Source organism: Streptococcus pneumoniae (genome assembly GCF_001457635.1).
GTDB lineage: Bacteria > Bacillota > Bacilli > Lactobacillales > Streptococcaceae > Streptococcus > Streptococcus pneumoniae.
The window spans coordinates 383,906-409,517 of sequence record NZ_LN831051.1; the positions used below are offsets into that span (position 1 = coordinate 383,906).

Below are 25,612 nucleotides of genomic sequence, written 5' to 3' on the forward strand. Positions count from 1 at the left end.
AACCGCGTCAACGTCGCCTTGCCGTATAGATGTTACTGACTTCGTCAGTTCTATCTGCAACCTCAAAACAGTGTTTTGAGCTGACTTCGTCAGTTCTATCCACAACCTCAAAACAGTGTTTTGAGCAGCCCGCAGCTAGTTTCCTAGTTTGATCTTTGATTTTCATTGAGTATTACTCTCTCTTGTCACTTCCTTCTATTTTACCATAAAGTCCAGCCTTTGAAGAACTTTTACTAGAAGACAAGGGGCTTCTGTCTCTATTTGCCATCTTGGGCATCAAAAAAGAGGGGTCATCCCTCTTTACGAATTCAATGCTACTAGGGTATCCAAATACTGGTTGTTGATGACTGCCAAAATATAGGTATCTGCTTTCAAGAGGTCATCTGGTCCAAATTCAACATCCAATGGGGAATTTTCCTGCTCTCGGAAACCCAAAATATTCAGATTGTATTTGCCACGGAGGTCTAATTTACTCAGACTTTGACCTGCCCAAGACTGAGGAATTTTCATCTCCACGATAGACACATTTTTATCCAACTGAAAGACATCAACACTATTATGGAAAAGAATGGTCTGTGCTAGAGACTGCCCCATTTCATACTCTGGCGAGATAACCGAGTCACCTCCAATCTTTTCTAGCACTTTCTTAGCGGTCTGACTTTTGACCTTAGCAATAACAGTCGGTACCCCCAAACTCTTACAGTGCATAACCGCAAGCACACTCGACTCCAGATTTTCACCTGTCGCGACTACAACGGTATCGCAGGTATCAATCCCTGCTGATCTCAATAATTCTTCATCTGTGATGTCACCAATCACTCCACGCGCCAAAACTGGCTCAAACTGATTGATGCGCTCTGCGTGGTCATCAATAGCGATAATATTCATATCCTGCTTGGCTAGGGCAGCTAGGACACTGCTCCCAAAAATTCCCAAGCCCAAAATTCCAATCGTACGATCTGACATGCTCTTTCCTTTCTTAACCAATACTAATATCTGCTTTCATATAGTGAATCATATCTTTCTTTTCTGGATGGTAATCTGCCAAGCTAACAAACAAGGTCAAGGGACCAATTCGTCCCATAAACATAAGTGGCATGATAACACTGAGAGCCAATTTCCCAAGGTCAGGAGTCAGATTTGCCGTTACACCAACTGTACTAAGAGCTGAAATGGTTTCAAATATGAGGTGGATAAAGGGAGGATTGCCTTTGGCTGTTATCCCTAGCAGAATCAATCCTATCAAGAAGCTCATCAAAAAGATAATAAAGACACTAAAGGATTTTTGAACCGTTCGCGGCGCAATCGTTCGTCTCGCAACATTGGCATGAGGCAAGCCTAGAAGCTCACTTCGTGCAAAGACCAAGAGGACAAAAAATGTCGTAATCTTGAGTCCCCCAGCTGTTCCTCCAGGTGCCCCACCTAGAAACATCTGTAAGATATAAATCAAAAGAGTCACAGGATGAGCCTGAGTATAATCTATCGTAGAAAAGCCAGCTGTTCGCATCGTCACTGTTTGAAAAAAGCTAACTAAAACCTTATCGGCAACAGGGAGATTGCCAATCGTTCCAGCATTGTTCCACTCAAGAAAGAGAGTAGTTGCCGTTCCAAATAACAACAAACCTATAGTCAACAATAGTACAAGCTTCGTATGAAAGTGCAGACGTCCTTTTTTCTTTCTTCCTACATGACCAGCCAAATCAAACCAGACCATAAAACCAAGGCCGCCTGTAATAATCAAGCCTGCAATCACCAGATTGACCAGTAAATCGGTCTGAAAAGCAAATAAACTGGTGCTCCCTAAATTATCAAAACCGGCATTACAGAAGGCTGAGATCGCTAGAAAAATGGAACTAAAAAGACCACGTCCCCAGCCAAGTTGAGGAATAAGGCGAAAACTAAGCAAAATAGCTCCCAAGCTCTCAACCAAAAAGGTCGTGAGAAAAATAGAATAGACAAACTTTCTCAAAGATCGAGTTTCTCCATAACTAAAACTATCCTGAATAGTTGCACGGCTACGAAGACTAAGCTTTTGCTTGCTCTGGATATAGAAAACCCCAATAAAGGTCATGAGCCCTAGACCACCGATCTGAATCAAGAGCAAACAGATTATTTGGCCCCATATATTATAGGTGTGAGCTACTGGAAGGGTTGAGAGACCTGTCACACAGACTGCAGAGACAGCAGTGAAAAGATGATCAAAATAAGTCGCTCGTGAGCTTTCAACTTGGACAAAGGGCAAGCTCAAAAGAAGAGAGCCTAGTAAAATGACCAAGGCAAAACTCAAAAAAATACGACGGGCTGGCGATAAACGAGATAAGCCTAGCTCTATTTTTTCCTTAGATAATTTGAATAACATGTTTCCATTGTACCATAAAAAGTTCGAAATGACTTAGATAGGATAAGGCAAAATCTACTAACACCAAGCCTAAAAAATGCCACCTTTTTATTGATAGCTTAGGCAAGAACAATACTTGATAGATGTGACTATAGGTCAAAAAAGCAAGACAGGAGCTTTTAACGCCAGCTACTCTATATGCTTTTCAGGAGAAAATTTCTCTTTTTGATTATAGGCAATGAGAACCAAGGCATCGCTTAGAAAGCTAGTCACAGGTTGCTCAAAACACTGTTTTGAGGTTGTGGATAGAACTGACGAAGTCAGCTCAAAACACTGTTTTGAGGTTGCAGATAGAACTGACGAAGTCAGTAACATCTATACGGCAAGGTGAAGCTGACCTGGTTTGAAGAGATTTTCGAAGAGTATCATTTCATCTCACTCTAAATCTTACCAACATAAAACGCATAGTATCAAAGTTTTCATCACCTGATATGATACGTTTTTCTGATTTTAAAGATTTTTCCCAACCTCAACATGCCTAGGACAAGAGGAAGGTGACCTCGTTTAAACATATTTTTGAAAAGTATGAGCTAGACATTTTATGATAAAACAAATCCTTTGCCAGTACAACTAAAGGTGGTGAACACTTGCTAAACTCAGTTCTAGCGCCTTATTAAAAGCTTCCGAGCCCCAGTCACGACTGTCGTACTGGTCCAAGTCCGCTAGAGAATCTGCTGTGAACAACAATTCACCCCAGAGAACCCCACGCAATTGAGCTACTGCCGCAAGAGCAGAACACTCCATCTCCACAACAGCACAGCCTTCTTCCTTACGATAAGCCACCTTTTCAGCCGTTTCTCGGTAAAAACCGTCTGTCGTCCAGGTCATGACTTCTTCATAAGGAATCCCTCTGTCTTCCAAAACTTCCTCAATAGCAGCAATAGCCTCTGGCTGCATTTCCATATAACGACAAGGTGCCACATAGTGGTAACTGGCTCCCTCATCTCGCAAAGCGCGAACAGGGACTAGAAAGGCATTTTCCTCTATATCAGCTAGGACACCACAGGTCCCAGTAGAGATAATCTGCTCCACACCATAGCCAATCAACCAATCCATAAACTGGGCTGCTGGAGCTGAACCGACAGGAGCCTGAACCAGACAAATCTCCTCGTCCTTGTAGTTCACGACATAAACTGGATAGGTCTTGGTGGCAGAAACGAATTCGCCGACACAATCCGCCCCTACTTCCCTTGCATAGCGGTCAATCTCCTCACCTAAAAATGCATAAACACACTTCTTTGGCAACTGCAAGTCCAGCCCCTCGTGATTGGGCATGATAACCGCCTGAGGATTGTCATCAAACTCTAAAATAGGAATCGCATGTTTCTGAATCATAGCCTGCCTCCTCTAATTTTGTACTATTGTATCAAAAACTGACAAAGTGTCAAGGAGGAAGCTGATGAACTGGACAAAAAACAAGCCTACATCGTCAGCTGCCACAGTGGTTTGCGCAGCTATATCGCAGAGCCTATCCTCAAGCAAGCAGGATTTACCGTCCAAAACCTTGACGGCGCTTATTCACTATACAAAATGGCTAACCCAGAAGGAGTAGAATATGGAAACTAGTATCAGCATGGCTGACTTTTATGGAAAATACCAAAATGAAAATCTAGAACTTATCGATGTCCGTGAAGCACATGAATTCCAAGCAGGACATGCACCAGGTGCCAAAAATCTTCCATTAAGTACCTTAGAGCAAGGCTACAAAGAACTCAAACCTGACCATGAATACTATGTCATTTGTCAAGGAGGAGTCCGCTCTGCATCTACCTGCCAATTTCTCAGCTCCCAAGGCCTCACCGTTACCAACGTAGAAGGTGGTATGAATGCTTGGCCCGGTCAAGTAGAATAATCAAGAGGAGCTGGGCAAAAACTCAATTTCATGAGAAGATGAAGTAATACTCAATGAAAATTAAAGTGCAAACTAGGAAGTTAGCCGCAGGCTGCTCAAAACACTGTTTTAAGGTTGTGGATGGAACTGACAAAGTCAGCTCAAAACACTGTTTTGAGGTTGTGGATAGAACTGACGAAGTCAGTAACCATATCTACGGCAAGGTGAAGCTGACGTGGTTTGAAGAGATTTTCGAAGAGTATAAGTCTCTACATAATAAAACGCATATTACCAAGGTTCTTATGAACTGCACCCCAAAAGTTAGACAGAAAAAATCTAACTTTTGGGGGTCAGTACATTCAACACCTGATACTATGCGTTTTTTTAATTTTAAAGATTTTTTACAACTTCTTTTGACTCACATTAAACTATTCTAATAGTTAATAGACCTTTGCACATATCGTCTCAAAACATTCATTTATTTCCGTTTAATCAAGTATCGGATAGCCTTTTCTAGGCGTTCCTTTTGAGCTTCAGAATCATCTAGTGGCTGATTGATACATTCAGTAAGATTTTCGGTAATTATCATCTCAATCACGCGCTCTACACTAGATCTCACTGCTGTCAGTTGCGTCACAATATCAGCACAGTCACGATCTCCTTCAATCATCTTTTGAATCCCACACAACTGGCCCTCTGAACGTTTCAAACAAGTAATATACTTTGAATTTGTCATTTCTTTTTCCTTGCTCGATTTTTCTTCATTATATCTCTAATCAGCTTCTTTGTCAAAATTCTCGCCCATCCAGCTCACGCAGTTCTGTTACCAAAGACCGTTCAAAAAGCAAACTAGCAATACTTATAACTTATTAAAAATTCCTAATTTTACCTTGCTAAACGAATACGGGTCACGATGCCATCTGAGTCTGTGATTTCCAATTGGCTCGATGTCATCCATTTGATTGGTGCGTCAACTTCTTGTGCTCGTTGGGCAATCGTTAATAGTTCTTTTTTGTGTGCGACTTCGATGACATAGTAGGCTAAACCTGGTAAGCCTTGCTTACGCGAAGCCAGACCTTTTCCTCCCCATTCGTTAACTGCTAAATGATGATGGTAATCTCCAGCCGCAATCCAACTAGCGCTAGGCACACTGAATTTATCCTCTAGCCCTAACACCTTTTGATAAAACTGGCTGGACTTTCGACTATCCTTGACGGAAAGATGAATATGCCCCATTCTCGTACCTTCTGCCAGGATAAAGGGCTCTACTCTTTCCCCCAACTCATAAATGTCCTGCGCCGCAAGAGCCTCCGTCACTCCGATAATGCGTCCATCTTCTCGAATATCCCATGTGGAAACTGGCTTATCTCGATAGAGTTCAATGCCATTTCCCTCCAAATCTTCCAAGTAAATAGCTTCACTGTAACCATGGTCTGCACCGCCGACAAGAGGAATCTGTAAATCTGTCAGGTGTTTCAAGACATCAGCCAAAGCCTTGCGTGTGGGCAAGAGAATGGCCAAATGGTAAAGACCATAATGTTCCCTCACTTCTCCGCTCTCTTGTGCTTGAATCAGCTGTACCAAGACTTTTCCACCAAGGCCTAGAATGGACTCTGTCTCAGTTTGAGATAAGATTTCTAAACCAATAACTTGCTGATAAAAGGCTGTTTGACTGGCCAAATCCTTTATATTTAAAACTGTCTCTGCCAAATAAATGTGACTCTTGTATTCATAGGTCATAAATGGTCCTCTTTTCTAGTTGTAATTATTATTGTTACAACTATTATATAATTTCCATCAAGAAAGTCAAGCCAGATAACTCAAAAATAACACCATTTCAGGATAATATAAAGTAAATCATTTCATAATAAAACGCATATTATCGAACTTTTCATCACCTGACAATATGCATTATTTTAATTTTAAAGACTTTTTGACCAGCTTTTTTTATTTCACAACAAGTTCATAACGTGTCTTACTGGTGAAGGTTTGACCAGCTTTAAGAATGACTTGGCCTTTAAGGTCACTGTGAATGGCATCTGGTAAAGCTTGCGCTTCAAGAGCAATCCCATTGTGCTGTAGCATTGGCTGACCTCCTATGATGACACTTTCATCCACAAAGTTTGCTGTGTAGACCACAAAGCAAGGAGCTTCTGTCTTGAAAAGCAGGAAGCGACCTGAATTTTGGTCATAAAGGAATCCAGCATTGTCATGGCCTGCAGGAAGGGCAAATGGATGATCCAAACCTGATGCCAGCTGGATTTGCTCATCTTCTTCTGCAAAGATATCCTTCAACAAGGCACCATTGTAGATGTGTTTGACCACATCACGGTTGGCTTCTGGAGTTTTGGCAGGAACACCGTCAGGAGCGATTGAGTAAATGCCCTCTGTGTTTAGTTGGAAGACATGACGGTCAATCGTCTGCGTGAAATCACCAGACAAGTTGAAATAGCTGTGGTTGGTTGGATTGACCAGCGTATCCTGATCGGTCGTTACCTTGTAGCTGATTTCATAGGCACCAGTTTCTTCCAAGTGATAACTGATCCAAATCTTGAGATTTCCAGGGAACCCTCCTGTCCCATCTGTACGCTCTGTGTAGAGAGTCAAGCCATGATCGCTTACTTCTTCAACTTCAAACAAGCTGGAATCCCAACCAGTTGAACCACTGTGATTACAGTTGCTAGCATTATTAACCTCAAGGTCATAGGTCTTACCATTGAGCTCAAAGGTCGCACCTGCAATACGACCCGCTACAGGACCTACACTTGCTCCATGCTTGGGACTATTGCCTACATAACTATCAAAGTCATCAAATCCCAAGATAACATTGGCAAAATTTCCAGCCTTGTCAGGTGCGACATAGCGCAAGATGGTCGCGCCATAAGTCATAACCTCAAGTTGGTAGCCACCGTCTGTCTCAAATCGATAGGCCAAGACATCCTCGCCCTCAACATTTCCAAATACACGCTCTGTGTATGCTTTCATTCTGTTCTCCTTTTACTATTTCTCTCAAGCAAACAAACCATAGAAAGCGTACTGACAATCTATGGTTTATCTGATAATTTACAAATCCTCTTGTCAAGAATTCATAAACACTGTCTTACTTTTGATATTCGTGAATTATGACACCTTGTACTACACGGTTTACTGTACCTGTAGGAGACGGTGTATCTGGTTTATTTTCTACCTTGAGTGAAGTCAATAGGGCAAAGAGTTGGGCATAAACGATGTAAGGGAAGACACGGTAAATATCATTCAAGACACCGCCACAACCAAGGGCCACTTCTTTGACATTTTCAAGACCAAAAGCTTGATCACTCAAAAGCACAACACGACGAGCAATCTGGTCACCAGCAACTTCACGAACCAAGTCCAAGTCATACTTACGAGTGTAGTCTGTCGTTGTACCAAAGACCAAAACAACTGTATTGTCGTTGATAAGAGATTTTGGACCGTGACGGAAGCCAACTGGGCTTTCATACATGGTCGCAACTTGACCAGCAGTTAATTCCAAAATCTTGAGCTGAGCTTCATGAGCAAGTCCAAAGAAAGGACCAGCGCCTAGATAGATGACACGGTTAAAGTCTAAATCAACAAGCTCTTTGACATCTTCTGCCTTGTCTAAAACTTTACGGGCAAGACTAGATACAACTTCAAAACGTTCAGACTTAACAGCAAATTCTGTAGGATCAAAGACCAAGAGAGCTGTCAACATCATAGACGTAAAGCTAGAAGTCATGGCAAATCCAGCATCATTAGAGACAGCTGGTTGCAAGAGCAAGAGATTACGGTCATCACCGTGAGCTTGAAGAGCCAATTTACCATCTGCTGCACAAGTAATCGTCACTTGATAAAGCTCATCCACCAAGGATTTGGCCAAATCAACAGTCGCCACACTTTCAGGCGAGTTCCCACTACGAGCAAAAGACACAAGGACAGTTGCCACATCTTTTTTCAAATAGGTTGCTGGATTGGCAACGATATCTGTTGTCGCAATAGCATTGAAATTCCATTTGCGTTCGTCATAGACTTCCTTAAAATAAGGTAGCAAGGTATCTCCCACATAAGCAGAAGTCCCAGCACCTGTCAAGATAACCTTAATATAGTCATGTTTATCAGCGATTTCTTGTAGGAAGGCTGCAATTTCTTCACGTTTTGCTTGATAAAATTCAAAAGCTTCTCTCCATACATCAGGCTGTTGGTAGATTTCACGCGTAGTGATTTCTGCACCCAATTCGAGCAAGTCTTCTTTTGTATAATGTAGCATTGAGTTCCTCTTTTTCTATTAAATATGGGAATGGGAGTAAGCTACATTCCCATGTATATTCTATATAAAATGCTCTAACGATTTTCACGTTGTCACATGAATTGAATCGAGTTCCAACTAAAATCTGTAGGAAACTAGCCGCAGGCTGCTCAAAGCACTGCTTTGAGGTTGCCGGATAAGACTGACGAAGTCAGCTCAAAACACCGTTTTGAGGTTGCCGGATAAGACTGACGAAGTCAGTAACATATACCTACGGCAAGGCGACGTTGACGTAGTTTGAAGAGATTTTCGAAGAGTATTATTCATCTTCGTCATCATCGAAGCCCGCTAACAGGTCATTAACTTTCACAATGCTTTCTGCAGCACGGCTCTTGTAGTCCGCATCTGCGCCTGTAAGGCTCGCATTGATAAATTCAATCACCATTGGAAGATTCATCCCTGCGTAAAGGTCAATATCACGACCTTCCATGATCAAGCGACTCACCACATTACAAGGTGTCCCACCGAGAAGATCCGCAAAGACTAGGAAATCATCCAATCCTTCAATAACAGCTTCAAATTTAGCAGTAAATTCTTCTGGGCCATCTTCTGGAAGAAGAGCTACTGTGTAAATGTTGTCTTGTGGGCCCATAATCATTTCTGTGCTACCTCTAAGCTCCTCACAGAAGCGACCATGGCTCACCAAAATTAATGATTTAGTCATAAGGAATTACATTCCAAGTGCAAAGTGACCAAGGGCAGAAAGAGCCAAAGCAAGTACGATAATAATACCGATAGCTTTAGTAGAGTTCATACCTTTCTTACCAAGCAACCAGAAGATAAAGGCAGTAAAGATTGCTGGAAGCAAACGTGGGAAGATTTGGTTCAAGATGTCTTGGAAATCAATCATCTTTTCACCGATTGGCAACTTGTAAGAAATTTCAAAGTTAATCACTGTTGCTACAAGAGCACCCATCATGAAGACACCAAGTACAGATGCAGCGTCAATCAAAGCTGTCAAGGTACTTTGCATGTTGTTGATAAGGTTAACCCCTTCTTTGTAAGCAAATTCCAACTGTTTCCAACGGAAGATGTCATACGCTACTGCAACTGCAATCCAAAGGAAGATCCCCCAAGGTTGGCCAGCGATAGCCATAGTTGCTGCGACTGACCCCATGATAGCAGGTACAAGTGAACCAAAGATTGTATCCCCAAGAGGAGCGAATGGTCCCATCAAACCTGTCTTGATACCGTTAACGGCGTCTTTTGAACCTACACCATCTTTTTCTTCCATGGCAAGGTCAAAACCAGCGATAATGGTATGGAAGAATGGTGAAGTATTGAAGAATTGAGTATGAACTTTCATCATTTCTTTCAATTCAGGAGTTCCATCACCATACATTTTACGCAACTGAGGCAAGATCATGTAAAGGTAACCAGAAGCTTGCATACGTTCGTAGTTCCAACCTAATTGGAAAGTAAACAAGCTACGTTTGTTGATTTGATTAAAATCTTCTTTTGTAAGTTTGTAATTAGAATTCGTCATCTTCGATTTCCCCACTTTCTGATGGTGTAGAAGGTGCTGCTACAGCTACTTTTTGGCTATTTTTGAAGTGAAGCACTGCAAGGAAAATACCTACGATAGAAATACCAATCATAGACAAACCTTTGAAGTTGTTCACGAAACCAATTTTTTCAGCAACTTCAGCAGGAAGAGTACCTACGATACCAGCAACAGCGCCACCAAGACCTGTTACATATGAGTAAAGAACAGTCAACATAGCTGTCAAACCAAATCCCATAGCAAGGTAGTGAAGGTTACGTTTAACTGGAAGGTAACGAAGCAAGATTGCAAATCCAAGACCTGGAAGCATACGTCCTGCAAGTGTCAAGCCATCTGCAACCCATTTGTAGGCTTCAACGAAGTCTACTACTGATTGTACAAAGGCACCACCAAAAGCAAGGGCAAAGAAGACTGGAAGGGCACGAGATAGAGCCCACGGAATCGCACCAAGCAAGTAGTTGCGTTCAATACCTTTATAGTCAAAGCGTTCGATTGCAGCATCCACACGGTGAGCGAAGAAGGTAGTAGTCATACGACCAAGAACGTCGAAGTAAGTCAAGAGAGCTGCTACTGGTACAGCGATTGTAGTAATGGCAAGCGGTGCATCAATTCCTTGTGAAACAGAGAAGGCTGTCGCAAGAACCGCACCAGAAGTTGCGTCGATACGAGAAGCACCACCGAAGGTACCAACCCCAAGAACGAACAGTTGCAAGTTACCACCGATAAGTAAACCAGTAGTCACATCTCCCATGATTAAACCAGTAATGAAACCAGCAAATACAGGGGAACCTGCAGATGAAACGATCGTCAACTCATCACAGATTTGATAAGCTGAGTACAAAGTGAGAAGTAAAATTTGCCACCATTGTATCATAACAATGACCTCCTAAAAATTTTTTTCCTATTTTAATAAGCTCAAAAAGTCTGAAATTGGATCATTTGGAACCATCTGAGCAGTAAGTTTAACACCTTTTTCTGCCAGTTTGTGGAAGTCTTCCACATCCTTGTCTACTACGTTGATAGAACGTGTAATAGAACGAGTTTCTGGTGTTTGAGACATATTCCCAACATTAAGGGTTTCAAGTGGTACACCTGCTTCTACCAAACCAAGGAAGCGGTCTGGTTTACGAGCCACGATAAAGAGACGTTGGCTATCGTATTTGCCAGCAAGAATATTGGCTGCAGCTTTCTCAACTGGCAAAATACTCAATTTCACACCTGGTGGTGTCGCAAGTTTCAAACCACTCTTTTCAATATCGTTGTTGACAACTTCGTCGTCTACAACCATAATGCGTGAAACATTTAGTTTTCCAGCCCAAAGATTGGCTACTTGTCCGTGGATCAAACGTCCATCAATACGGCATCCTACAATTGTCATAAGTTTTCCCCCTTTATATGTTTTAGTGTAGGTTTACGAGTTAAATGAATCTCTTCTTTATATTGACCTTCTGTTTCAAAGATAATGATGCGGTTGGCACCTTCCTTGAGATAGCTATGAGGGATATAAAGTGAGAGAGTTGGGCCAACGTTCCAAAAACGTCCTAGATTCTGCCCATTGACAAAGGCAACCCCCTTACCAAACTCAGACAAGTCTAGGTAAGTATCTTTTGGCTCTTCGACTGTAAAGTCATAAGCGTAAAAGGCTGGTTGTCCTTGAGTCCATCCTTTTGAAAAATCAATTTTCTCAGGATTGTCTAGTGGGAGTGGATAGTGTTTCCAGTTTAGTAAGAAATGCAGATCCTTACAGACCCCTGTCCGAATTCCCTTACGTTGCGTATCCGCTAAGAACTTATGCCCATAGTTGACACGCCCCATATTTTCTATCAAGATATCTAACCTAGATAGCCCTTTCTTTTTACCTTGATAAAAAATATCTTCCCCAATCTCTGTCTGATATTGAGTTTTAACCCACTGACCATCGACATACAGCTGGGCCCTATCTCGACCATCAATGATACGAAGTCTTTCTTCTTCTGCATCCCAGTTTGTTTCTGTTCGATAAAGTAGGTAGCCATAACTTTGTCCCAGCTCCTCCATCTTTTGAGGATAGAGACTTTCTACAGGACTTGACAAGCTATCTAAGGTTTCAAACAAAGAAACTTTTTCAACTAGTGGAATAGCATCCAACTCCATACTCTCTTTGTAGAGTGGTTCCAACTGCGGATACTCTGAAAAATGTGTTGCCATCATCTTCTTGACTGCAAGATATTTAGCAGTTGGATTTCCTTCTTCATCCAGAAGGGCATCGTAATCATAAGACGTAACTTGTGGCAGGTCCAAAGTTCCTCGAGCTGAGCAACCATTCATGAAACCAAAGTTTGTACCACCGTGGAACATGTAAAGATTGATAGAGCCTTGTTCCAAAACCTCTCGAACTGCATCTGCCAATTCCTTAGGATCCCGTGTGATAATCGGTTCTTTCCAGCGATTGAACCAACCATCCCAGAACTCCATACACATGAGTGGCCATTTCTTACCATGTTCATCAAAGAATTCCTGCATCTGCGAAAAGTTGTAAGGTGCCTTAGAACCAAAGTTTCCTGTTACAAAGAGGTCCTCTTCAATTAAGGTTCCAGCTTTCAGAGTAGCTCGCCATGGACCATCTGATGTAAAGAGGGGACAGGTTACGCCACACTCTTCCATTAGCTGTCGAATCGCTCTCAGGTAAGCCTTATCTTCTCCGTAAGAACCATACTCATTTTCAACCTGCATCATGAGAATATTGCCACCATTGTCCAACAAACGAGGCACCAGTCTTGGCAATAACTGATCATAGTAGCGACCAACTGCCTCGATATATGCTGGGTCAGATGAGCGAATTCGCATGTTCTTGGTCAAGAGCCAAGCTGGTAAGCCACCGAATTCCCATTCCGCACAGATAAATGGAGACGGACGCACAATTGCGTAGAGACCCAAATCCTGCGCTATTTGGAGAAATTTCTCTAAATCCAGATCACCTTCAAAATGAAACTCACCTTCACGAGGCTCGTGTAAATTCCAAGCAACATAAGTCTCTACCGTATTAAAACCAAGAGCCTTCAAGTTATAGAGCGAATGATACCAATCCTCTGGAGGAACCCTAAAATAATGAATGGCACCAGATAAAATCTTAAATGATTTTCCATCGAGATAGAAATCATCTCGTATCTCAAATCGTGTCATAAAACTACCTTCCGACCGCGAAAGTTTGCGCTTTCATTTGTTGTTATATTAATTATAAACCAATCTGTTTGAACTGTCAATAGAAATTGTCGGGATATTTACTGCATTTTTACTATTATACACACATTCAATTAGTTTCAAACATTTTTAGACCCATTTCAAACGCTCTTTAAATTTGGAATATAGGACCTAAAATAATTTTGTATAGAATACATTTATAAAATATGATCAATCCCTATATAGCTTAATTTTTCAAACTATTATTCTAATTTTTTATTCAAAAGACTACTATTTTTTTCGCTTTTATGGTAAAATTTTCTATGGAGAAGGAAAATAGAGGTAAAAATATGGCAATTCCCAAATATCAATACATAAAAGACGAATTAAAAAATAAAATCATCTCTGGGCAGTTTAGCAGTGGAGATAAATTTTATACTGAAGCAGAACTCATTTCAATGTACGATGTCAGCTCTATCACAGTTGTTCGCGCCTTAAACGACCTTGCCAAAGATGGCTATATTGTCCGCCAACAAGGAAAAGGAACCTTCGTTTCACGTGCACGCAAACACAAGCTTGTAGAGTTTTCAGATATTGAACTCTTCAATGCTAAAGATGATAAGGTAACTGTTCTTTCAATTGAACGCGGAAACAAGCTTGTTTACTTGGAAAAATTGGGTCTACGCGGCGATCAATTCTACTACAAGATTGAACGTATCCGCGAATCAAACGGTGTCGTTTATATCTACCATACATCCTACATCCCAGAACAATATATCAACGCAAATTATCCAAACCTTGAATACTATAGTTCTATCTATAATCGTTTCAAGTTAGACTACCACATTCACATGAATGATGAACACTTTGAAGAAATCAACGAAATAGTCTTTCCAACTCCAGAACATGCGGCTTCAGTCCTCGGAGTCGATGAACAATTCCCTACTGTCCTACAAACTAAAATCACCAAACTCGAATCAACTGGCCAAGTTTTAGAATACAGTGAAACTTACAAACGATCTGATTACTACAAGATTAAATTCATCTCATGTGACCGTGATCACTAAGAAGAAAGCCTGAGCCTAATCGCTCGGGCTTTTTCTATGCTTATTATACCACACCAAAAAGGTAGCGCTTACCTATTTTTGGAAGATTCTATAATTTGTGGAATATTTTATAGAAATAGAACCAAAAATTATACTAGATATATATACGTATTTTTTCCGACCAATCTGAAATCTTAAGCTTAAATTTTATATTTTTTTATACTTATTATAGTTTTTTGTCATCTCCTCTTGACTCTCGTTAATATAAGAAATAAAATAAAGGCGTTGATTTATATAATCGCTATCAATATAACAATGCAATCAGGAGGTTTTGCAATGAAACATGAAAAACAACAGCGTTTTTCTATTCGTAAATACGCTGTAGGAGCAGCTTCTGTTCTAATTGGATTTGCCTTCCAAGCACAGACTGTTGCAGCCGATGGAGTTACTACTACTACAGAAAACCAACCGACCATCCATACAGTTTCTGATTCCCCTCAATCATCCGAAAATCGGACTGAGGAAACACCTAAAGCAGAGCTTCAACCAGAAGCTCCAAAAACTGTAGAAACAGAAACTCCAGCTACTGATAAGGTAGCTAGTCTTCCAAAAACAGAAGAAAAACCACAAGAGGAAGTTAGTTCAACTCCTAGTGATAAAGCAGAGGTGGTAACTCCAACTTCTGCTGAAAAAGAAACTGCTAATAAAAAGGCAGAAGAAGCTAGCCCTAAAAAGGAAGAAGCGAAAGAGGTTGATTCTAAAGAGTCAAATACAGACAAGACTGACAAGGATAAACCAGCTAAAAAAGATGAAGCGAAAGCAGAGGCTGACAAACCGGAAACAGAGGCAGGAAAGGAACGTGCTGCAACTGTAAATGAAAAACTAGCGAAAAAGAAAATTGTTTCTATTGATGCTGGACGTAAATATTTCTCACCAGAACAACTCAAGGAAATCATCGATAAAGCGAAACATTATGGCTACACTGATTTACACCTATTAGTCGGAAATGATGGACTCCGTTTCATGTTGGACGATATGAGCATCACAGCTAACGGCAAGACCTATGCCAGTGACGATGTCAAACGCGCCATTGAAAAAGGTACAAATGATTATTACAACGATCCAAACGGCAATCACTTAACAGAAAGTCAAATGACAGATCTGATTAACTATGCCAAAGATAAAGGTATCGGTCTCATTCCGACAGTAAATAGTCCTGGACACATGGATGCGATTCTCAATGCCATGAAAGAATTGGGAATCCAAAACCCTAACTTTAGCTATTTTGGGAAGAAATCAGCCCGTACTGTCGATCTTGACAACGAACAAGCTGTCGCTTTTACAAAAGCCCTTATCGACAAGTATGCTGCTTATTTCGCGAAAAAGACTGAAATCTTCAACATCGGACTTGATGAATATGCCAATGATGCGACAGATGCTAAAGGTTGGAGTGTGCTTCAAGCTGATAAATACTATCCAAACGAAGGCTACCCTGTAAAAGGCTATGAAAAATTTATTGCCTACGCCAATGACCTCGCTCGTATTGTAAAATCGCACGGTCTCAAACCAATGGCTTTTAACGACGGTATCTACTACAATAGCGACACAAGCTTTGGTAGTTTTGACAAAGACATCATCGTTTCTATGTGGACTGGTGGTTGGGGAGGCTACGATGTCGCTTCTTCTAAACTACTAGCTGAAAAAGGTCACCAAATCCTTAATACCAATGATGCTTGGTACTACGTTCTTGGACGAAACGCTGATGGCCAAGGCTGGTACAATCTCGATCAGGGGCTCAATGGTATTAAAAACACACCAATCACTTCTGTACCAAAAACAGAAGGAGCTGATATCCCAATCATCGGTGGTATGGTAGCTGCTTGGGCTGACACTCCATCTGCACGTTATTCACCATCACGCCTCTTCAAACTCATGCGTCATTTTGCAAATGCCAACGCTGAATACTTCGCAGCTGATTATGAATCTGCAGAGCAAGCACTTAACGAGGTACCAAAAGACCTGAACCGTTATACTGCAGAAAGCGTCACGGCCGTAAAAGAAGCTGAAAAAGCTATTCGCTCTCTCGATAGCAACCTTAGCCGTGCCCAACAAGATACGATTGATCAAGCCATTGCTAAACTTCAAGAAACTGTCAACAACTTGACCCTCACGCCTGAAGCTCTAAAAGAAGAAGAAGCTAAACGTGAGGTTGAAAAACTTGCCAAAAACAAGGTAATCTCAATCGATGCTGGACGCAAATACTTTACTCTGAACCAGCTCAAACGCATCGTAGACAAGGCCAGTGAGCTCGGATATTCTGATGTCCATCTCCTTCTAGGAAATGACGGACTTCGCTTTCTACTCGATGATATGACCATTACTGCCAACGGAAAAACCTATGCTAGTGATGACGTTAAAAAAGCTATTATCGAAGGAACTAAAGCTTACTACGACGATCCAAACGGTACTGCACTAACACAGGCAGAAGTAACAGAGCTAATTGAATACGCTAAATCTAAGGACATCGGTCTCATCCCAGCTATTAACAGTCCAGGTCACATGGATGCTATGCTGGTTGCCATGGAAAAATTAGGTATTAAAAATCCTCAAGCCCACTTTGATAAAGTTTCAAAAACAACTATGGACTTGAAAAACGAAGAAGCGATGAACTTTGTAAAAGCCCTCATCGGTAAATACATGGACTTCTTTGCAGGTAAAACAAAGATTTTCAACTTTGGTACTGACGAATACGCCAACGATGCGACTAGTGCCCAAGGCTGGTACTACCTCAAGTGGTATCAACTCTATGGCAAATTTGCCGAATATGCCAACACCCTCGCAGCTATGGCCAAAGAAAGAGGGCTTCAACCAATGGCCTTCAACGATGGCTTCTACTATGAAGACAAGGACGATGTTCAGTTTGACAAAGATGTCTTGATTTCTTACTGGTCTAAAGGCTGGTGGGGATATAACCTCGCATCACCTCAATACCTAGCAAGCAAAGGCTATAAATTCTTGAATACCAACGGTGACTGGTACTACATTCTTGGTCAAAAACCAGAAGATGGTGGTGGTTTCCTCAAGAAAGCTATTGAGAATACTGGAAAAACACCATTCAATCAACTAGCTTCTACCAAATATCCTGAAGTAGATCTTCCAACAGTCGGAAGTATGCTTTCAATCTGGGCAGATAGACCAAGCGCTGAGTACAAGGAAGAGGAAATCTTTGAACTCATGACTGCCTTTGCAGACCACAACAAAGACTACTTCCGTGCTAATTATAATGCTCTCCGCGAAGAATTAGCTAAAATTCCTACAAACTTAGAAGGATATAGTAAAGAAAGTCTTGAGGCCCTTGACGCAGCTAAAACAGCTCTAAATTACAACCTCAACCGTAATAAACAAGCTGAGCTTGACACACTTGTAGCCAACCTAAAAGCCGCTCTTCAAGGCCTCAAACCAGCTGCAACTCATTCAGGAAGCCTAGATGAAAATGAAGTGGCTGCCAATGTTGAAACCAGACCAGAACTCATCACAAGAACTGAAGAAATTCCATTTGAAGTTATCAAGAAAGAAAATCCTAACCTCCCAGCTGGTCAGGAAAATATTATCACAGCAGGAGTCAAAGGTGAACGAACTCATTACATCTCTGTACTCACTGAAAATGGAAAAACAACAGAAACAGTCCTTGATAGCCAGGTAACCAAAGAAGTTATAAACCAAGTGGTTGAAGTTGGCGCTCCTGTAACTCACAAGGGTGATGAAAGTGGTCTTGCACCAACTACTGAGGTAAAACCTAGACTGGATATCCAAAAAGAAGAAATTCCATTTACCACAGTGACTCGTGAAAATCCACTCTTACTCAAAGGAAAAACACAAGTCATTACTAAGGGCGTCAATGGACATCGTAGCAACTTCTACTCTGTGAGCACTTCTGCCGATGGTAAGGAAGTGAAAACACTTGTAAATAGTGTCGTAGCACAGGAAGCCGTTACTCAAATAGTCGAAGTCGGAACTATGGTAACACATGTAGGCGATGAAAACGGACAAGCCGCTATTGCTGAAGAAAAACCAAAACTAGAAATCCCAAGCCAACCAGCTCCATCAACTGCTCCTGCTGAGGAAAGCAAAGCTCTTCCTCAAGATCCAGCTCCTGTGGTAACAGAGAAAAAACTTCCTGAAACAGGAACTCACGATTCTGCAGGACTAGTAGTCGCAGGACTCATGTCCACACTAGCAGCCTATGGACTCACTAAAAGAAAAGAAGACTAAGTCTTTTCGATAAAAAATAAACAGCGAGATTGAAGCTCGCTGTTTATTTTTTAATTAATCACCTAGTCCAAGACGTTCAAAGATATCATCCACTCGTTTGGTGTAATAAACTGGGTTGAAGATTTCATCGATTTCTTCTTGAGTGAGACGTGATGTTACTTCTGAATCTGCCTCAAGAAGTGGTTTAAAGTCTACTTGGTTGTCCCAAGAGTAGGCTGTTTTTGGTTGCACCAAGTCATAGGCTTGCTCACGGGTCATGCCTTTTTCAATCAATGTCAACATAGCCCGTTGGCTAAAGATAAGACCAAAAGTCGAGTTCATGTTTCGGATCATATTTTCTGGGAAGACTGTCAAGTTCTTGACGATATTTCCAAAACGGTTGAGCATGTAGTCAATCAAAATGGTCGTATCTGGTGTGATGATACGCTCAGCTGATGAGTGAGAAATATCGCGTTCGTGCCAGAGAGCGACGTTTTCATAAGCCGTAATCATGTGACCACGAATGACACGCGCCAGACCAGTCATATTTTCAGAACCGATTGGGTTGCGTTTGTGAGGCATTGCTGAAGACCCTTTTTGCCCTTTAGCAAAGAACTCTTCTACTTCGCGTTGCTCAGATTTTTGTAGACCACGAATCTCAGTCGCCATACGTTCGATTGAAGTCGCAATGCTGGCAAGAACCGCAAAGTACTCAGCGTGAAGGTCACGAGGAAGGACTTGTGTAGAGATTTCTTGGGCACGGATGCCAAGTTTATCGCAGACATACTCCTCTACAAATGGTGGGATATTGGCAAAGTTCCCAACCGCACCAGAAATCTTACCAGCTTCTACACCAGCAGCCGCATGCTCGAAGCGCTCGATATTGCGTTTCATTTCGCTATACCAAGTTGCCAATTTAAGACCAAAAGTTGTCGGCTCAGCGTGCACACCATGAGTACGCCCCATCATGATGGTGAACTTGTGCTCCTTGGCCTTGTCAGCGATGATATTAGTGAAGTTTTCAAGGTCACGACGGATGATGTCGTTGGCCTGCTTGTAGAGGTAACCATAGGCAGTATCCACCACGTCGGTAGAAGTTAACCCATAGTGAACCCACTTGCGCTCTTCACCAAGAGTCTCAGAAACCGCACGCGTGAAAGCCACCACATCGTGGCGCGTCTCCTGCTCAATTTCCAAAATACGGTCGATGTCAAAGTCCGCCTTCTTGCGAATCAAAGCCACATCTTCCTTAGGGATTTCCCCCAACTCAGCCCATGCCTCGTCAGAGAGGATTTCCACCTCAAGCCAAGCACGGTATTTATTTTCTTCACTCCAAATATTCGCCATCTCAGGGCGAGAGTAACGGTTGATCATGTGTTAATCTTTCCTTTCTTCTTAAGCTGTTGGGAATAAGCTATCTAGGTAAACCAAGATTTCTACTCAAACTCCTCTTTTCCAATAAACACAGACGGGTAATGATCTAGTGTATTCAAATCCGTATCCAGCGGTACATCATAGATAGCTAAATAATTTTCGGGGTATTGTGCAGCTAGTTCTTCATATTTAGCTTGTACCTTATCTTGGTCAGCACTAGCATACAACACTTCAACAACTGCTCCAGTCTTATCCTTTTCAATAAATGCATTAACGATAATTTGTATCATAGACTTGTCCTAAAAATCAATCCCTTCCCCAAACTCTTCCACACTATCCGGTACATCACTAAACAAAGTCACATGTCCCATCTTACGATTATGCTTTGCTTCTATTTTACCATACATGTGGAGGTGGGTGCTTGGATTTTCTGTGACATATTTTTCAGCGGCCTCAACATGCTGGCCGAGAACGTTAAGCATGACGGCAGGCGCATGTAGTTTGATGGCTGGCAATGGTGCTCCCAGAACACCTAATATATGCGTGTCAAATTGTGAAAAGTCACAGGCTTCAATAGAGTAGTGGCCTGAGTTGTGTGGTCGTGGAGCAATCTCATTGACAATGATGTCATCAGCTGTCGCAAACATTTCCACACAGAGAGTTCCAGACAAGTTGAGTTGTTCTGCGATTCGCACTGCCATAGCTTTAGCCTTGTCTGCTAGACTTTCAGAAATACGGGCTGGTACGATGGTCTTAGACAGGATATTGTTGCGGTGGATATTTTCCTGAACTGGGAAAAACGTCACCTCCTTCCCATTTCCTGACACGATGACAGAAATCTCAAGGTCAAAATTGACAAATTCTTCCAAGACACAAGCTGCTGAGTCGGCTAATGCATAGGCTTCTTCCAAATCGTCTGCTGAACGAATGACATTTTGCCCGTGTCCATCATAACCACCTGTTGCGATCTTAAGGACATAGTTTTTCGACAAGTCGATATCTGCCAAGTCTAGGCTAGAAGTCACGACCTTGTAGGGTGCCACAGTGACTTGAGCCTTGTTTGACAAAAAGTCCTTTTCAAAAATACGATTTTGCGAAATGCGGAGCAGATCTGTTCCTTGAGGGAGTTGTCCATCCTTGATAACGACATCCAAACCGTCAGCGTCGACATTTTCAAACTCGTAAGTGAGGACATCGCAACGGTCTGCCAACTGACGGAGGGCGTCCACATCGTTATAAGGTGCCACAATGATTTCCGCCACGCGAGAGGCCGGGCAATCCGCCGCAGGATCCAGCGCGATAACCTTGTGCCCCATGTAGATAGCAGAAATGGCCATCATCTGACCCAGTTGACCGCCACCGATAATTCCGATTGTTTTAGATGAGCTCATTTGACGACTCCTCTGCGATTTTTCCTTGTTCTTCTGCGAAATCTGCCAATGCTGTCGCGATAGACTGATCCTCTACTGAGAGGAGACGGAGAGCGAAGAGGGCCGCATTTGTCGCACCTGCTTCACCGATAGCCATGGTCGCAACAGGCACCCCACCCGGCATCTGAACGATAGAATAGAGTGAATCCACTCCACTAAGAGCACGAGAGTTGACTGGCACACCAATGACTGGAAGGATTGTTTTAGCAGCGACCATACCTGGCAAATGGGCTGCGCCACCAGCACCTGCGATGATGATCTTGATGCCACGGCTACGGGCTTCTTCTGCATGTTTGAACATGAGGTCTGGTGTACGGTGTGCGGAAACAACTTTCTTTTCGTAGGCTACACCGAAGCGGTCTAGGACTTCTGCTGTTTTTTGCATGGTTGCCCAGTCGGATTTTGAGCCCATGATGATGGAAATTACTGGTTTCATTTCTTCTCCTTTTTCCTCTTTTTCAACAATCACCTTAGCTTGTGAGGGACGGCAGCAGCCACCAAAGGTGTCTCATGCCTAAATTGGAAACCCAAGGTCTTCCAATTTCCCTGAACGATTGGATTATCATCCAATCGTTCTTTCACAACGGCGGTAATTGCTCCATATTAGCTCGCTAACGCTCGCAAACCATACGACCATTAACGTATTTTGTGAATTTTTATTTTTCTTTTTGATAATGGTCTTAGGTGATGGAGGCGGAAGCAAACCTTCGGTTTCATTCCTAAACTTTGAGCCTAAGGTCTCAAAGTTTCCCCCTGACCAGAACATTCACTGTTCTGGTCTTTTCACCACGACGACCATTATCGTGTTTGGCGACTGCGTCGCGTTATTCTTATATCTTTACTTAATTGCCTTGCTTCCGATATCTGTTCGGTAGAAGAGTCCTTCTATTTTTTGTTGGGATAGTTCTTGGTAGATGCTGGCTTGGGCTTCTTTGACGGTATCTGCTGTGGTAACGAGCATATAAACTCGTCCGCCGTTTGAGAGCAGCGCTCTGCTATTTTCCGCAAACTTAGCCCCTGCATAGTAGGTAATGATGTCACCATCGGTTTTGACTGGCAACTCAACACCCTTTGAATAATCTAGCGGGTAGCCCTTGGATGCGACAACCACACCCAGAGTCACACCCTTGTCCGTCCACGTGATATTTGGCTCCTTGCTATCCAGGATATCTGTGATATTTTGAGCAAAGTCAGAGGTCAAGCGAGGCAAGATAATCTGAGTTTCTGGATCTCCGAACCGAGCGTTGAACTCGATGACTTTCGGTCCATCAGCTGTCAGGATAAGCCCTGCGTAAAGAACTCCCAGATAAGGGCGACCTTCTTTAATCATCCCTTCTAGAACTGGCTTGACAATGGTGTCAACCGCTGTATCAACTACACTCTGTGGTAAGTGTGGAACTGGCGCATAGGCACCCATACCACCCGTGTTAGGCCCTTTGTCGCCATCGTAGGCACGTTTGTGGTCCTGAGCCGTTGGCATGATGTAGAACTTATCACCATTGACAAAGGCAAAGAGTGAAAATTCCTCTCCTTCAAGGAATTCCTCAATAACCACGCGCGCACCTGAGTCACCAAATTTATTGTCCAAAAGCATCTCATGAGCGGCTTCGACCGCTTGCTCAACCGTCTCAGCAACGACGACACCCTTCCCAAGCGCCAAGCCATCCGCCTTGACTACGATAGGCGCACCATGCTTTTCGATATAGGCCTTTGCTTCCTCAAAATCTGAAAATGTGCCATAGGCTGCTGTCGAAACACCATATTTGACCATGATTTCCTTGGCAAAATCCTTGGACCACTCCAGCTCCGCTGCAGCCCTAGTCGGACCAAAGGCCTTAAGCCCAGCTTGGTTAAAATCATCCACGATACCAGCAGCAAGGGCATCATCTGGGCCGATAAAGGTCCAAGCAACATCATTGGTCTTTGCGAAGTCAATCAATTTAGAATGTTCGGAAATAGAGATATTTACCAATTCCAAACCATCCAGAGTCATCCCATCATTCCCAGGAGCTACAAAGACTTTTTCCACGTCTTTTGATTCAAGTAACTTTTTAGCAATCGCATGCTCACGACCACCAGAACCGACAACAAGCAGTTTCATTCCTCAACCTCTTTTGCGAATTATTTACCAACATTATATCAAAAAAGTTCGTTTTAATCTTGTTTCAGTTAGCATTTTAAGCCAAAAAAGGAAAGAAACTGTTTTCTTCCCTTTTATCTTCTTAATGTCTAAAATGTCTCACTCCTGTGAAGACCATGGTCAAGCCATACTTGTCAGCGGCTTCGATAGATTCTTGGTCACGGACTGAGCCACCGGGCTGGATGATGGCCTTAATTCCTGCTTTGGCGATTTCTTCCACGTTATCCGCAAATGGGAAGAAGGCATCTGAAGCAAGGACCGCCCCGTCCAGACGATCTTTGGCTTGGTCAATGGCAAGGCGAACAGAAGCCACACGGTTGGTTTGACCTGGACCAACACCAAGTGTCATGTGGTCGTTGGTCACGATAATGCCATTTGATTTGACGTACTTGATAGCCTTCCAAGCGAACTCAAGAGCAGTCGCTTCTGTCTCGGTTGGCTGACGTTTGGTCACCACTTGCCAGTCAGCTGGGCTTTCCTTGACCACGTCTTGATTTTGCACGAGAAGTCCACCGACTACACCTGTGTATTCTGCTTCCACTTCGCTAGCCTCTTGAGCATTAAATGGCAAGGCAAGGATACGCAAGTTTTTCTTTTTATTGATCAAAATGGCTAGCGCTTCATCCGTATAGCTTGGTGCAATGATGATTTCGAGGAAAACGCCGTGCATCTTCTCAGCTGTCGCAGCATCCACCTCACGGTTGAGGACGACAATTCCACCAAAGATAGACACTGGGTCAGACTCATAAGCGTATTCCCAAGCAGTCTCGATGTCATCAGCTTGACCAATTCCACATGGATTCATGTGTTTGAGAGCCACAACGGTTGGACTATCTTTGAAGTCACGGATGATACGGATAGCAGCATCTGCATCACGGATATTATTAAATGACAATTCTTTCCCGTTGAGCTGTTTGGCTGAAGCAATGGAGTAATCTGTAGGCAAAGCTTTCTGGTAAAAGTCCGCGTCTTGTTGAGGATTCTCACCGTAACGCATTGGTTGCTTGAGGTCATAAGTCAAAGTGAGTTTTTCAGGCTTGCTTTCACCCACTTGAGCTGTGAAGTATTCTGCAATCAAGGCGTCATAAGCCGCTGTGTGACGAAATACTTTGGCTGCTAAACGTTGGCGAGTTTCATAAGAGGTTTCGCCGTTTGCTGCCAATTCGTCCAAAACCACAGCGTAGTCAGCAGGATCTACCACAACTGTAACACTGGCATGATTTTTCGCTGCTGAACGAAGCATAGATGGCCCACCAATATCGATATTTTCAACTGCATCAGCATAAGTCACATCTGGTTTAAGGATAGTTTCCTTAAATGGGTAAAGGTTGACCACCACAAGGTCAATGAGCTCAATCTTGTTGTCCTTAGCCGCTTCCAAGTGGCTATCCAAGTCACGACGAGCGAGAAGCCCTCCGTGGATATTTGGGTGGAGGGTCTTCACACGACCGTCCATCATTTCTGGGAAACCAGTCACATCATCGATAGCAATGGTATCCACCCCAGCATTATCAAGGGCAACCTTAGTTCCACCTGTTGAGATAATCTCCCAACCAAGTTTTTTGAGTTCTTGGGCAAATTCAACAATGCCCGCTTTGTCTGAGACGCTGATTAAGACGCGTTTAGTCATTATATTCTCCTTTTTAATCATTAGTTAAACACCAATTAAATGCAGTAACAGTAAAACAAGATAAGCAAAACCAAGGCTAAGCATACCTAAGATATTGATCCATTTTCTAGTCTGTGATTTGAACACTCTTATAAAAATTTGATAAATCAGTAAGCCTACACAGACACCTAGCGTATTTAAAGTCAAATCCGTTATATCTGTTATACCTATTGCTAAAATATACTGTAAGCACTCAAACAATAAACTAATCAAGAAACCTGTCCCGACTATTCTTAAACTAGATAAATTAGTTTTTATCAAAGGGAAACAAACACCTAATGGAATAAAGGAAATCAGATTAAATAACATTTCAGCAAAAACAATTTTTCCATCGACTATTAGTGGTTCTGAAAATGGAATCCAATTGATATACCTTGGAGCTAAGAAAAATGCTATAAATTCAGGATTTGTTTCAAACTTAAATAAGATTCCCCAAGTTAATAACATCAGATAGACATAAAATACATATCGAGTTGTTTTTTTAGATTCTAACATTACAAATAC

General features: G+C 42.3%; 26 protein-coding genes and 1 pseudogene. 6 read left to right on the plus strand and 21 right to left on the minus strand.

Translation table 11 applies throughout. The features are described from left to right. Positions 1-7: 7 nt before the first annotated feature. The 3 genes from AT689_RS13070 to AT689_RS02015 form a co-directional block, all read right to left on the minus strand. Positions 8-166: a hypothetical protein gene (locus tag AT689_RS13070; RefSeq protein WP_000692796.1), complete on the minus strand. Its 159-nt coding sequence runs from the start codon at positions 164-166 to the stop codon at positions 8-10. 134 nt (positions 167-300) lie between these two features. Beyond that, entirely contained in the window at positions 301-966 is a 666-nt protein-coding gene (locus tag AT689_RS02010; protein WP_001283899.1) for a potassium channel family protein, read from the minus strand. A 13-nt stretch (positions 967-979) separates the two neighbouring features. Further along, positions 980-2,359: a TrkH family potassium uptake protein gene (locus AT689_RS02015; protein ID WP_000897726.1), complete on the minus strand. Its 1,380-nt coding sequence runs from the start codon at positions 2,357-2,359 to the stop codon at positions 980-982. 217 nt (positions 2,360-2,576) lie between these two features. Between AT689_RS02015 and AT689_RS12775 the strand changes: the two genes are divergently transcribed. Further along, positions 2,577-2,729, plus strand: a complete 153-nt coding sequence (locus AT689_RS12775; RefSeq protein WP_001828919.1) for a hypothetical protein — start codon at positions 2,577-2,579, stop codon at positions 2,727-2,729. A 239-nt stretch (positions 2,730-2,968) separates the two neighbouring features. On the opposite strand, the gene AT689_RS02025 is transcribed toward AT689_RS12775, so the two are convergent. Next, positions 2,969-3,733, minus strand: coding sequence for a nucleoside phosphorylase (locus AT689_RS02025; protein ID WP_000614994.1), 765 nt, complete (start codon positions 3,731-3,733; stop codon positions 2,969-2,971). Positions 3,734-3,781: 48 nt separating this feature from the next. Here AT689_RS02025 and AT689_RS11360 point away from each other — a divergent pair. The 3 genes and pseudogenes from AT689_RS11360 to AT689_RS13285 form a co-directional block, all read left to right on the plus strand. Continuing rightward, positions 3,782-3,964 (plus strand): annotated as a pseudogene (locus tag AT689_RS11360) (rhodanese-like domain-containing protein); the annotation flags it as partial. Continuing rightward, positions 3,954-4,250, plus strand: a complete 297-nt coding sequence (locus AT689_RS02030; RefSeq protein WP_000450181.1) for a rhodanese-like domain-containing protein — start codon at positions 3,954-3,956, stop codon at positions 4,248-4,250. The pseudogene AT689_RS11360 and the gene AT689_RS02030, both read left to right, overlap by 11 nt. Before the next feature lie 53 nt (positions 4,251-4,303). Beyond that, positions 4,304-4,666, plus strand: a complete 363-nt coding sequence (locus AT689_RS13285) for a hypothetical protein (protein ID WP_000695865.1) — start codon at positions 4,304-4,306, stop codon at positions 4,664-4,666. Between the two features lie 41 nt (positions 4,667-4,707). On the opposite strand, the gene AT689_RS02040 is transcribed toward AT689_RS13285, so the two are convergent. The 9 genes from AT689_RS02040 to AT689_RS02080 form a co-directional block, all read right to left on the minus strand. Further along, positions 4,708-4,965 (minus strand): metal-sensitive transcriptional regulator, encoded by a 258-nt coding sequence (locus AT689_RS02040; protein ID WP_000185153.1) that lies wholly within the window; start codon positions 4,963-4,965, stop codon positions 4,708-4,710. A gap of 149 nt (positions 4,966-5,114) precedes the next feature. Beyond that, positions 5,115-5,969 carry a VOC family protein gene (locus AT689_RS02045; protein ID WP_000220706.1) on the minus strand — a complete coding sequence of 285 codons (855 nt, stop codon included), beginning with the start codon at positions 5,967-5,969 and terminating at the stop codon, positions 5,115-5,117. Between the two features lie 207 nt (positions 5,970-6,176). After that, positions 6,177-7,214, minus strand: coding sequence for an aldose epimerase family protein (locus AT689_RS02050; protein ID WP_000649422.1), 1,038 nt, complete (start codon positions 7,212-7,214; stop codon positions 6,177-6,179). 115 nt (positions 7,215-7,329) lie between these two features. Further along, positions 7,330-8,496 carry an SIS domain-containing protein gene (locus AT689_RS02055; protein WP_000903555.1) on the minus strand — a complete coding sequence of 389 codons (1,167 nt, stop codon included), beginning with the start codon at positions 8,494-8,496 and terminating at the stop codon, positions 7,330-7,332. A gap of 298 nt (positions 8,497-8,794) precedes the next feature. Then, the gene (locus AT689_RS02060) at positions 8,795-9,199 is read right to left on the minus strand and encodes a PTS sugar transporter subunit IIA (protein WP_000167454.1); all 405 of its coding nucleotides are present in this window, start codon (positions 9,197-9,199) and stop codon (positions 8,795-8,797) included. Between the two features lie 6 nt (positions 9,200-9,205). Continuing rightward, positions 9,206-10,021 carry a PTS system mannose/fructose/sorbose family transporter subunit IID gene (locus tag AT689_RS02065; RefSeq protein WP_000185298.1) on the minus strand — a complete coding sequence of 272 codons (816 nt, stop codon included), beginning with the start codon at positions 10,019-10,021 and terminating at the stop codon, positions 9,206-9,208. After that, positions 10,008-10,913 (minus strand): PTS mannose/fructose/sorbose/N-acetylgalactosamine transporter subunit IIC, encoded by a 906-nt coding sequence (locus AT689_RS02070; protein WP_000616999.1) that lies wholly within the window; start codon positions 10,911-10,913, stop codon positions 10,008-10,010. Before AT689_RS02070 ends, AT689_RS02065 begins: the two co-directional genes overlap by 14 nt. A gap of 27 nt (positions 10,914-10,940) precedes the next feature. Further along, the gene (locus AT689_RS02075; RefSeq protein ID WP_000156967.1) at positions 10,941-11,417 is read right to left on the minus strand and encodes a PTS sugar transporter subunit IIB; all 477 of its coding nucleotides are present in this window, start codon (positions 11,415-11,417) and stop codon (positions 10,941-10,943) included. Continuing rightward, on the minus strand, positions 11,414-13,201 hold the full coding sequence (locus AT689_RS02080; RefSeq protein ID WP_000196572.1) for a glycoside hydrolase family 35 protein: 1,788 nt from the start codon (positions 13,199-13,201) through the stop codon (positions 11,414-11,416). The genes AT689_RS02075 and AT689_RS02080 overlap by 4 nt, the downstream gene beginning before the upstream one ends. A 347-nt stretch (positions 13,202-13,548) precedes the next feature. On the opposite strand from AT689_RS02080, the gene AT689_RS02085 reads away from it, so the two are divergent. Then, positions 13,549-14,265, plus strand: coding sequence for a GntR family transcriptional regulator (locus AT689_RS02085; RefSeq protein WP_001007202.1), 717 nt, complete (start codon positions 13,549-13,551; stop codon positions 14,263-14,265). Positions 14,266-14,580: 315 nt separating this feature from the next. Beyond that, positions 14,581-18,516 (plus strand): LPXTG-anchored beta-N-acetylhexosaminidase StrH, encoded by a 3,936-nt coding sequence (strH, locus tag AT689_RS02090; RefSeq protein WP_000679960.1) that lies wholly within the window; start codon positions 14,581-14,583, stop codon positions 18,514-18,516. Between the two features lie 54 nt (positions 18,517-18,570). Here strH and purB read toward each other — a convergent pair whose 3' ends face one another. From purB to AT689_RS02125, 8 genes are all read right to left on the minus strand, one after another. Continuing rightward, positions 18,571-19,869, minus strand: coding sequence for an adenylosuccinate lyase (purB, locus tag AT689_RS02095; protein ID WP_000610745.1), 1,299 nt, complete (start codon positions 19,867-19,869; stop codon positions 18,571-18,573). A gap of 62 nt (positions 19,870-19,931) precedes the next feature. Further along, a complete protein-coding gene (locus tag AT689_RS02100; protein ID WP_000614685.1) occupies positions 19,932-20,159 on the minus strand; it encodes a hypothetical protein in 228 nt (75 codons plus the stop codon). Positions 20,160-20,168: 9 nt separating this feature from the next. Next, positions 20,169-21,260 (minus strand): 5-(carboxyamino)imidazole ribonucleotide synthase, encoded by a 1,092-nt coding sequence (gene purK / locus AT689_RS02105; RefSeq protein WP_000099033.1) that lies wholly within the window; start codon positions 21,258-21,260, stop codon positions 20,169-20,171. Then, positions 21,247-21,735, minus strand: a complete 489-nt coding sequence (gene purE / locus AT689_RS02110) for a 5-(carboxyamino)imidazole ribonucleotide mutase (RefSeq protein ID WP_000805597.1) — start codon at positions 21,733-21,735, stop codon at positions 21,247-21,249. The genes purK and purE overlap by 14 nt, the downstream gene beginning before the upstream one ends. Positions 21,736-21,764: 29 nt before the next feature. Continuing rightward, a complete protein-coding gene (locus AT689_RS13290) occupies positions 21,765-21,881 on the minus strand; it encodes a hypothetical protein (RefSeq protein WP_001809271.1) in 117 nt (38 codons plus the stop codon). A gap of 256 nt (positions 21,882-22,137) precedes the next feature. Next, positions 22,138-23,400 (minus strand): phosphoribosylamine--glycine ligase, encoded by a 1,263-nt coding sequence (purD, locus tag AT689_RS02115; RefSeq protein ID WP_000772197.1) that lies wholly within the window; start codon positions 23,398-23,400, stop codon positions 22,138-22,140. Positions 23,401-23,521: 121 nt separating this feature from the next. Continuing rightward, positions 23,522-25,069 (minus strand): bifunctional phosphoribosylaminoimidazolecarboxamide formyltransferase/IMP cyclohydrolase, encoded by a 1,548-nt coding sequence (purH, locus tag AT689_RS02120; RefSeq protein ID WP_000167089.1) that lies wholly within the window; start codon positions 25,067-25,069, stop codon positions 23,522-23,524. 24 nt (positions 25,070-25,093) lie between these two features. Next, the gene (locus AT689_RS02125; RefSeq protein WP_000894018.1) at positions 25,094-25,603 is read right to left on the minus strand and encodes a VanZ family protein; all 510 of its coding nucleotides are present in this window, start codon (positions 25,601-25,603) and stop codon (positions 25,094-25,096) included. Positions 25,604-25,612 lie beyond the last annotated feature (9 nt).

Bases quoted from the DNA above. Each gene is read 5' to 3' on its own strand.
- AT689_RS02025 (WP_000614994.1), bottom strand. From the start codon at position 3,733: ATGATTCAGAAACATGCGATTCCTATTTTAGAGTTTGATGACAATCCT.
- AT689_RS02055 (WP_000903555.1), bottom strand. From the start codon at position 8,496: ATGCTACATTATACAAAAGAAGACTTGCTCGAATTGGGTGCAGAAATC.
- AT689_RS02010 (WP_001283899.1), bottom strand. From the start codon at position 966: ATGTCAGATCGTACGATTGGAATTTTGGGCTTGGGAATTTTTGGGAGC.
- AT689_RS02040 (WP_000185153.1), bottom strand. From the start codon at position 4,965: ATGACAAATTCAAAGTATATTACTTGTTTGAAACGTTCAGAGGGCCAG.
- AT689_RS02065 (WP_000185298.1), bottom strand. From the start codon at position 10,021: ATGACGAATTCTAATTACAAACTTACAAAAGAAGATTTTAATCAAATC.
- AT689_RS02030 (WP_000450181.1), top strand. From the start codon at position 3,954: ATGGAAACTAGTATCAGCATGGCTGACTTTTATGGAAAATACCAAAAT.
- AT689_RS02045 (WP_000220706.1), bottom strand. From the start codon at position 5,969: ATGACCTATGAATACAAGAGTCACATTTATTTGGCAGAGACAGTTTTA.
- AT689_RS02075 (WP_000156967.1), bottom strand. From the start codon at position 11,417: ATGACAATTGTAGGATGCCGTATTGATGGACGTTTGATCCACGGACAA.
- AT689_RS12775 (WP_001828919.1), top strand. From the start codon at position 2,577: ATGAGAACCAAGGCATCGCTTAGAAAGCTAGTCACAGGTTGCTCAAAA.
- purH (WP_000167089.1), bottom strand. From the start codon at position 25,069: ATGACTAAACGCGTCTTAATCAGCGTCTCAGACAAAGCGGGCATTGTT.
- AT689_RS02060 (WP_000167454.1), bottom strand. From the start codon at position 9,199: ATGACTAAATCATTAATTTTGGTGAGCCATGGTCGCTTCTGTGAGGAG.
- AT689_RS02015 (WP_000897726.1), bottom strand. From the start codon at position 2,359: ATGTTATTCAAATTATCTAAGGAAAAAATAGAGCTAGGCTTATCTCGT.
- AT689_RS02050 (WP_000649422.1), bottom strand. From the start codon at position 7,214: ATGAAAGCATACACAGAGCGTGTATTTGGAAATGTTGAGGGCGAGGAT.
- AT689_RS02085 (WP_001007202.1), top strand. From the start codon at position 13,549: ATGGCAATTCCCAAATATCAATACATAAAAGACGAATTAAAAAATAAA.
- AT689_RS02100 (WP_000614685.1), bottom strand. From the start codon at position 20,159: ATGATACAAATTATCGTTAATGCATTTATTGAAAAGGATAAGACTGGA.
- purD (WP_000772197.1), bottom strand. From the start codon at position 23,400: ATGAAACTGCTTGTTGTCGGTTCTGGTGGTCGTGAGCATGCGATTGCT.
- AT689_RS02070 (WP_000616999.1), bottom strand. From the start codon at position 10,913: ATGATACAATGGTGGCAAATTTTACTTCTCACTTTGTACTCAGCTTAT.
- purK (WP_000099033.1), bottom strand. From the start codon at position 21,260: ATGAGCTCATCTAAAACAATCGGAATTATCGGTGGCGGTCAACTGGGT.
- AT689_RS02125 (WP_000894018.1), bottom strand. From the start codon at position 25,603: ATGTTAGAATCTAAAAAAACAACTCGATATGTATTTTATGTCTATCTG.
- purB (WP_000610745.1), bottom strand. From the start codon at position 19,869: ATGATCAACCGTTACTCTCGCCCTGAGATGGCGAATATTTGGAGTGAA.
- AT689_RS13285 (WP_000695865.1), top strand. From the start codon at position 4,304: ATGAAAATTAAAGTGCAAACTAGGAAGTTAGCCGCAGGCTGCTCAAAA.
- AT689_RS02080 (WP_000196572.1), bottom strand. From the start codon at position 13,201: ATGACACGATTTGAGATACGAGATGATTTCTATCTCGATGGAAAATCA.
- purE (WP_000805597.1), bottom strand. From the start codon at position 21,735: ATGAAACCAGTAATTTCCATCATCATGGGCTCAAAATCCGACTGGGCA.
- strH (WP_000679960.1), top strand. From the start codon at position 14,581: ATGAAACATGAAAAACAACAGCGTTTTTCTATTCGTAAATACGCTGTA.
- AT689_RS13070 (WP_000692796.1), bottom strand. From the start codon at position 166: ATGAAAATCAAAGATCAAACTAGGAAACTAGCTGCGGGCTGCTCAAAA.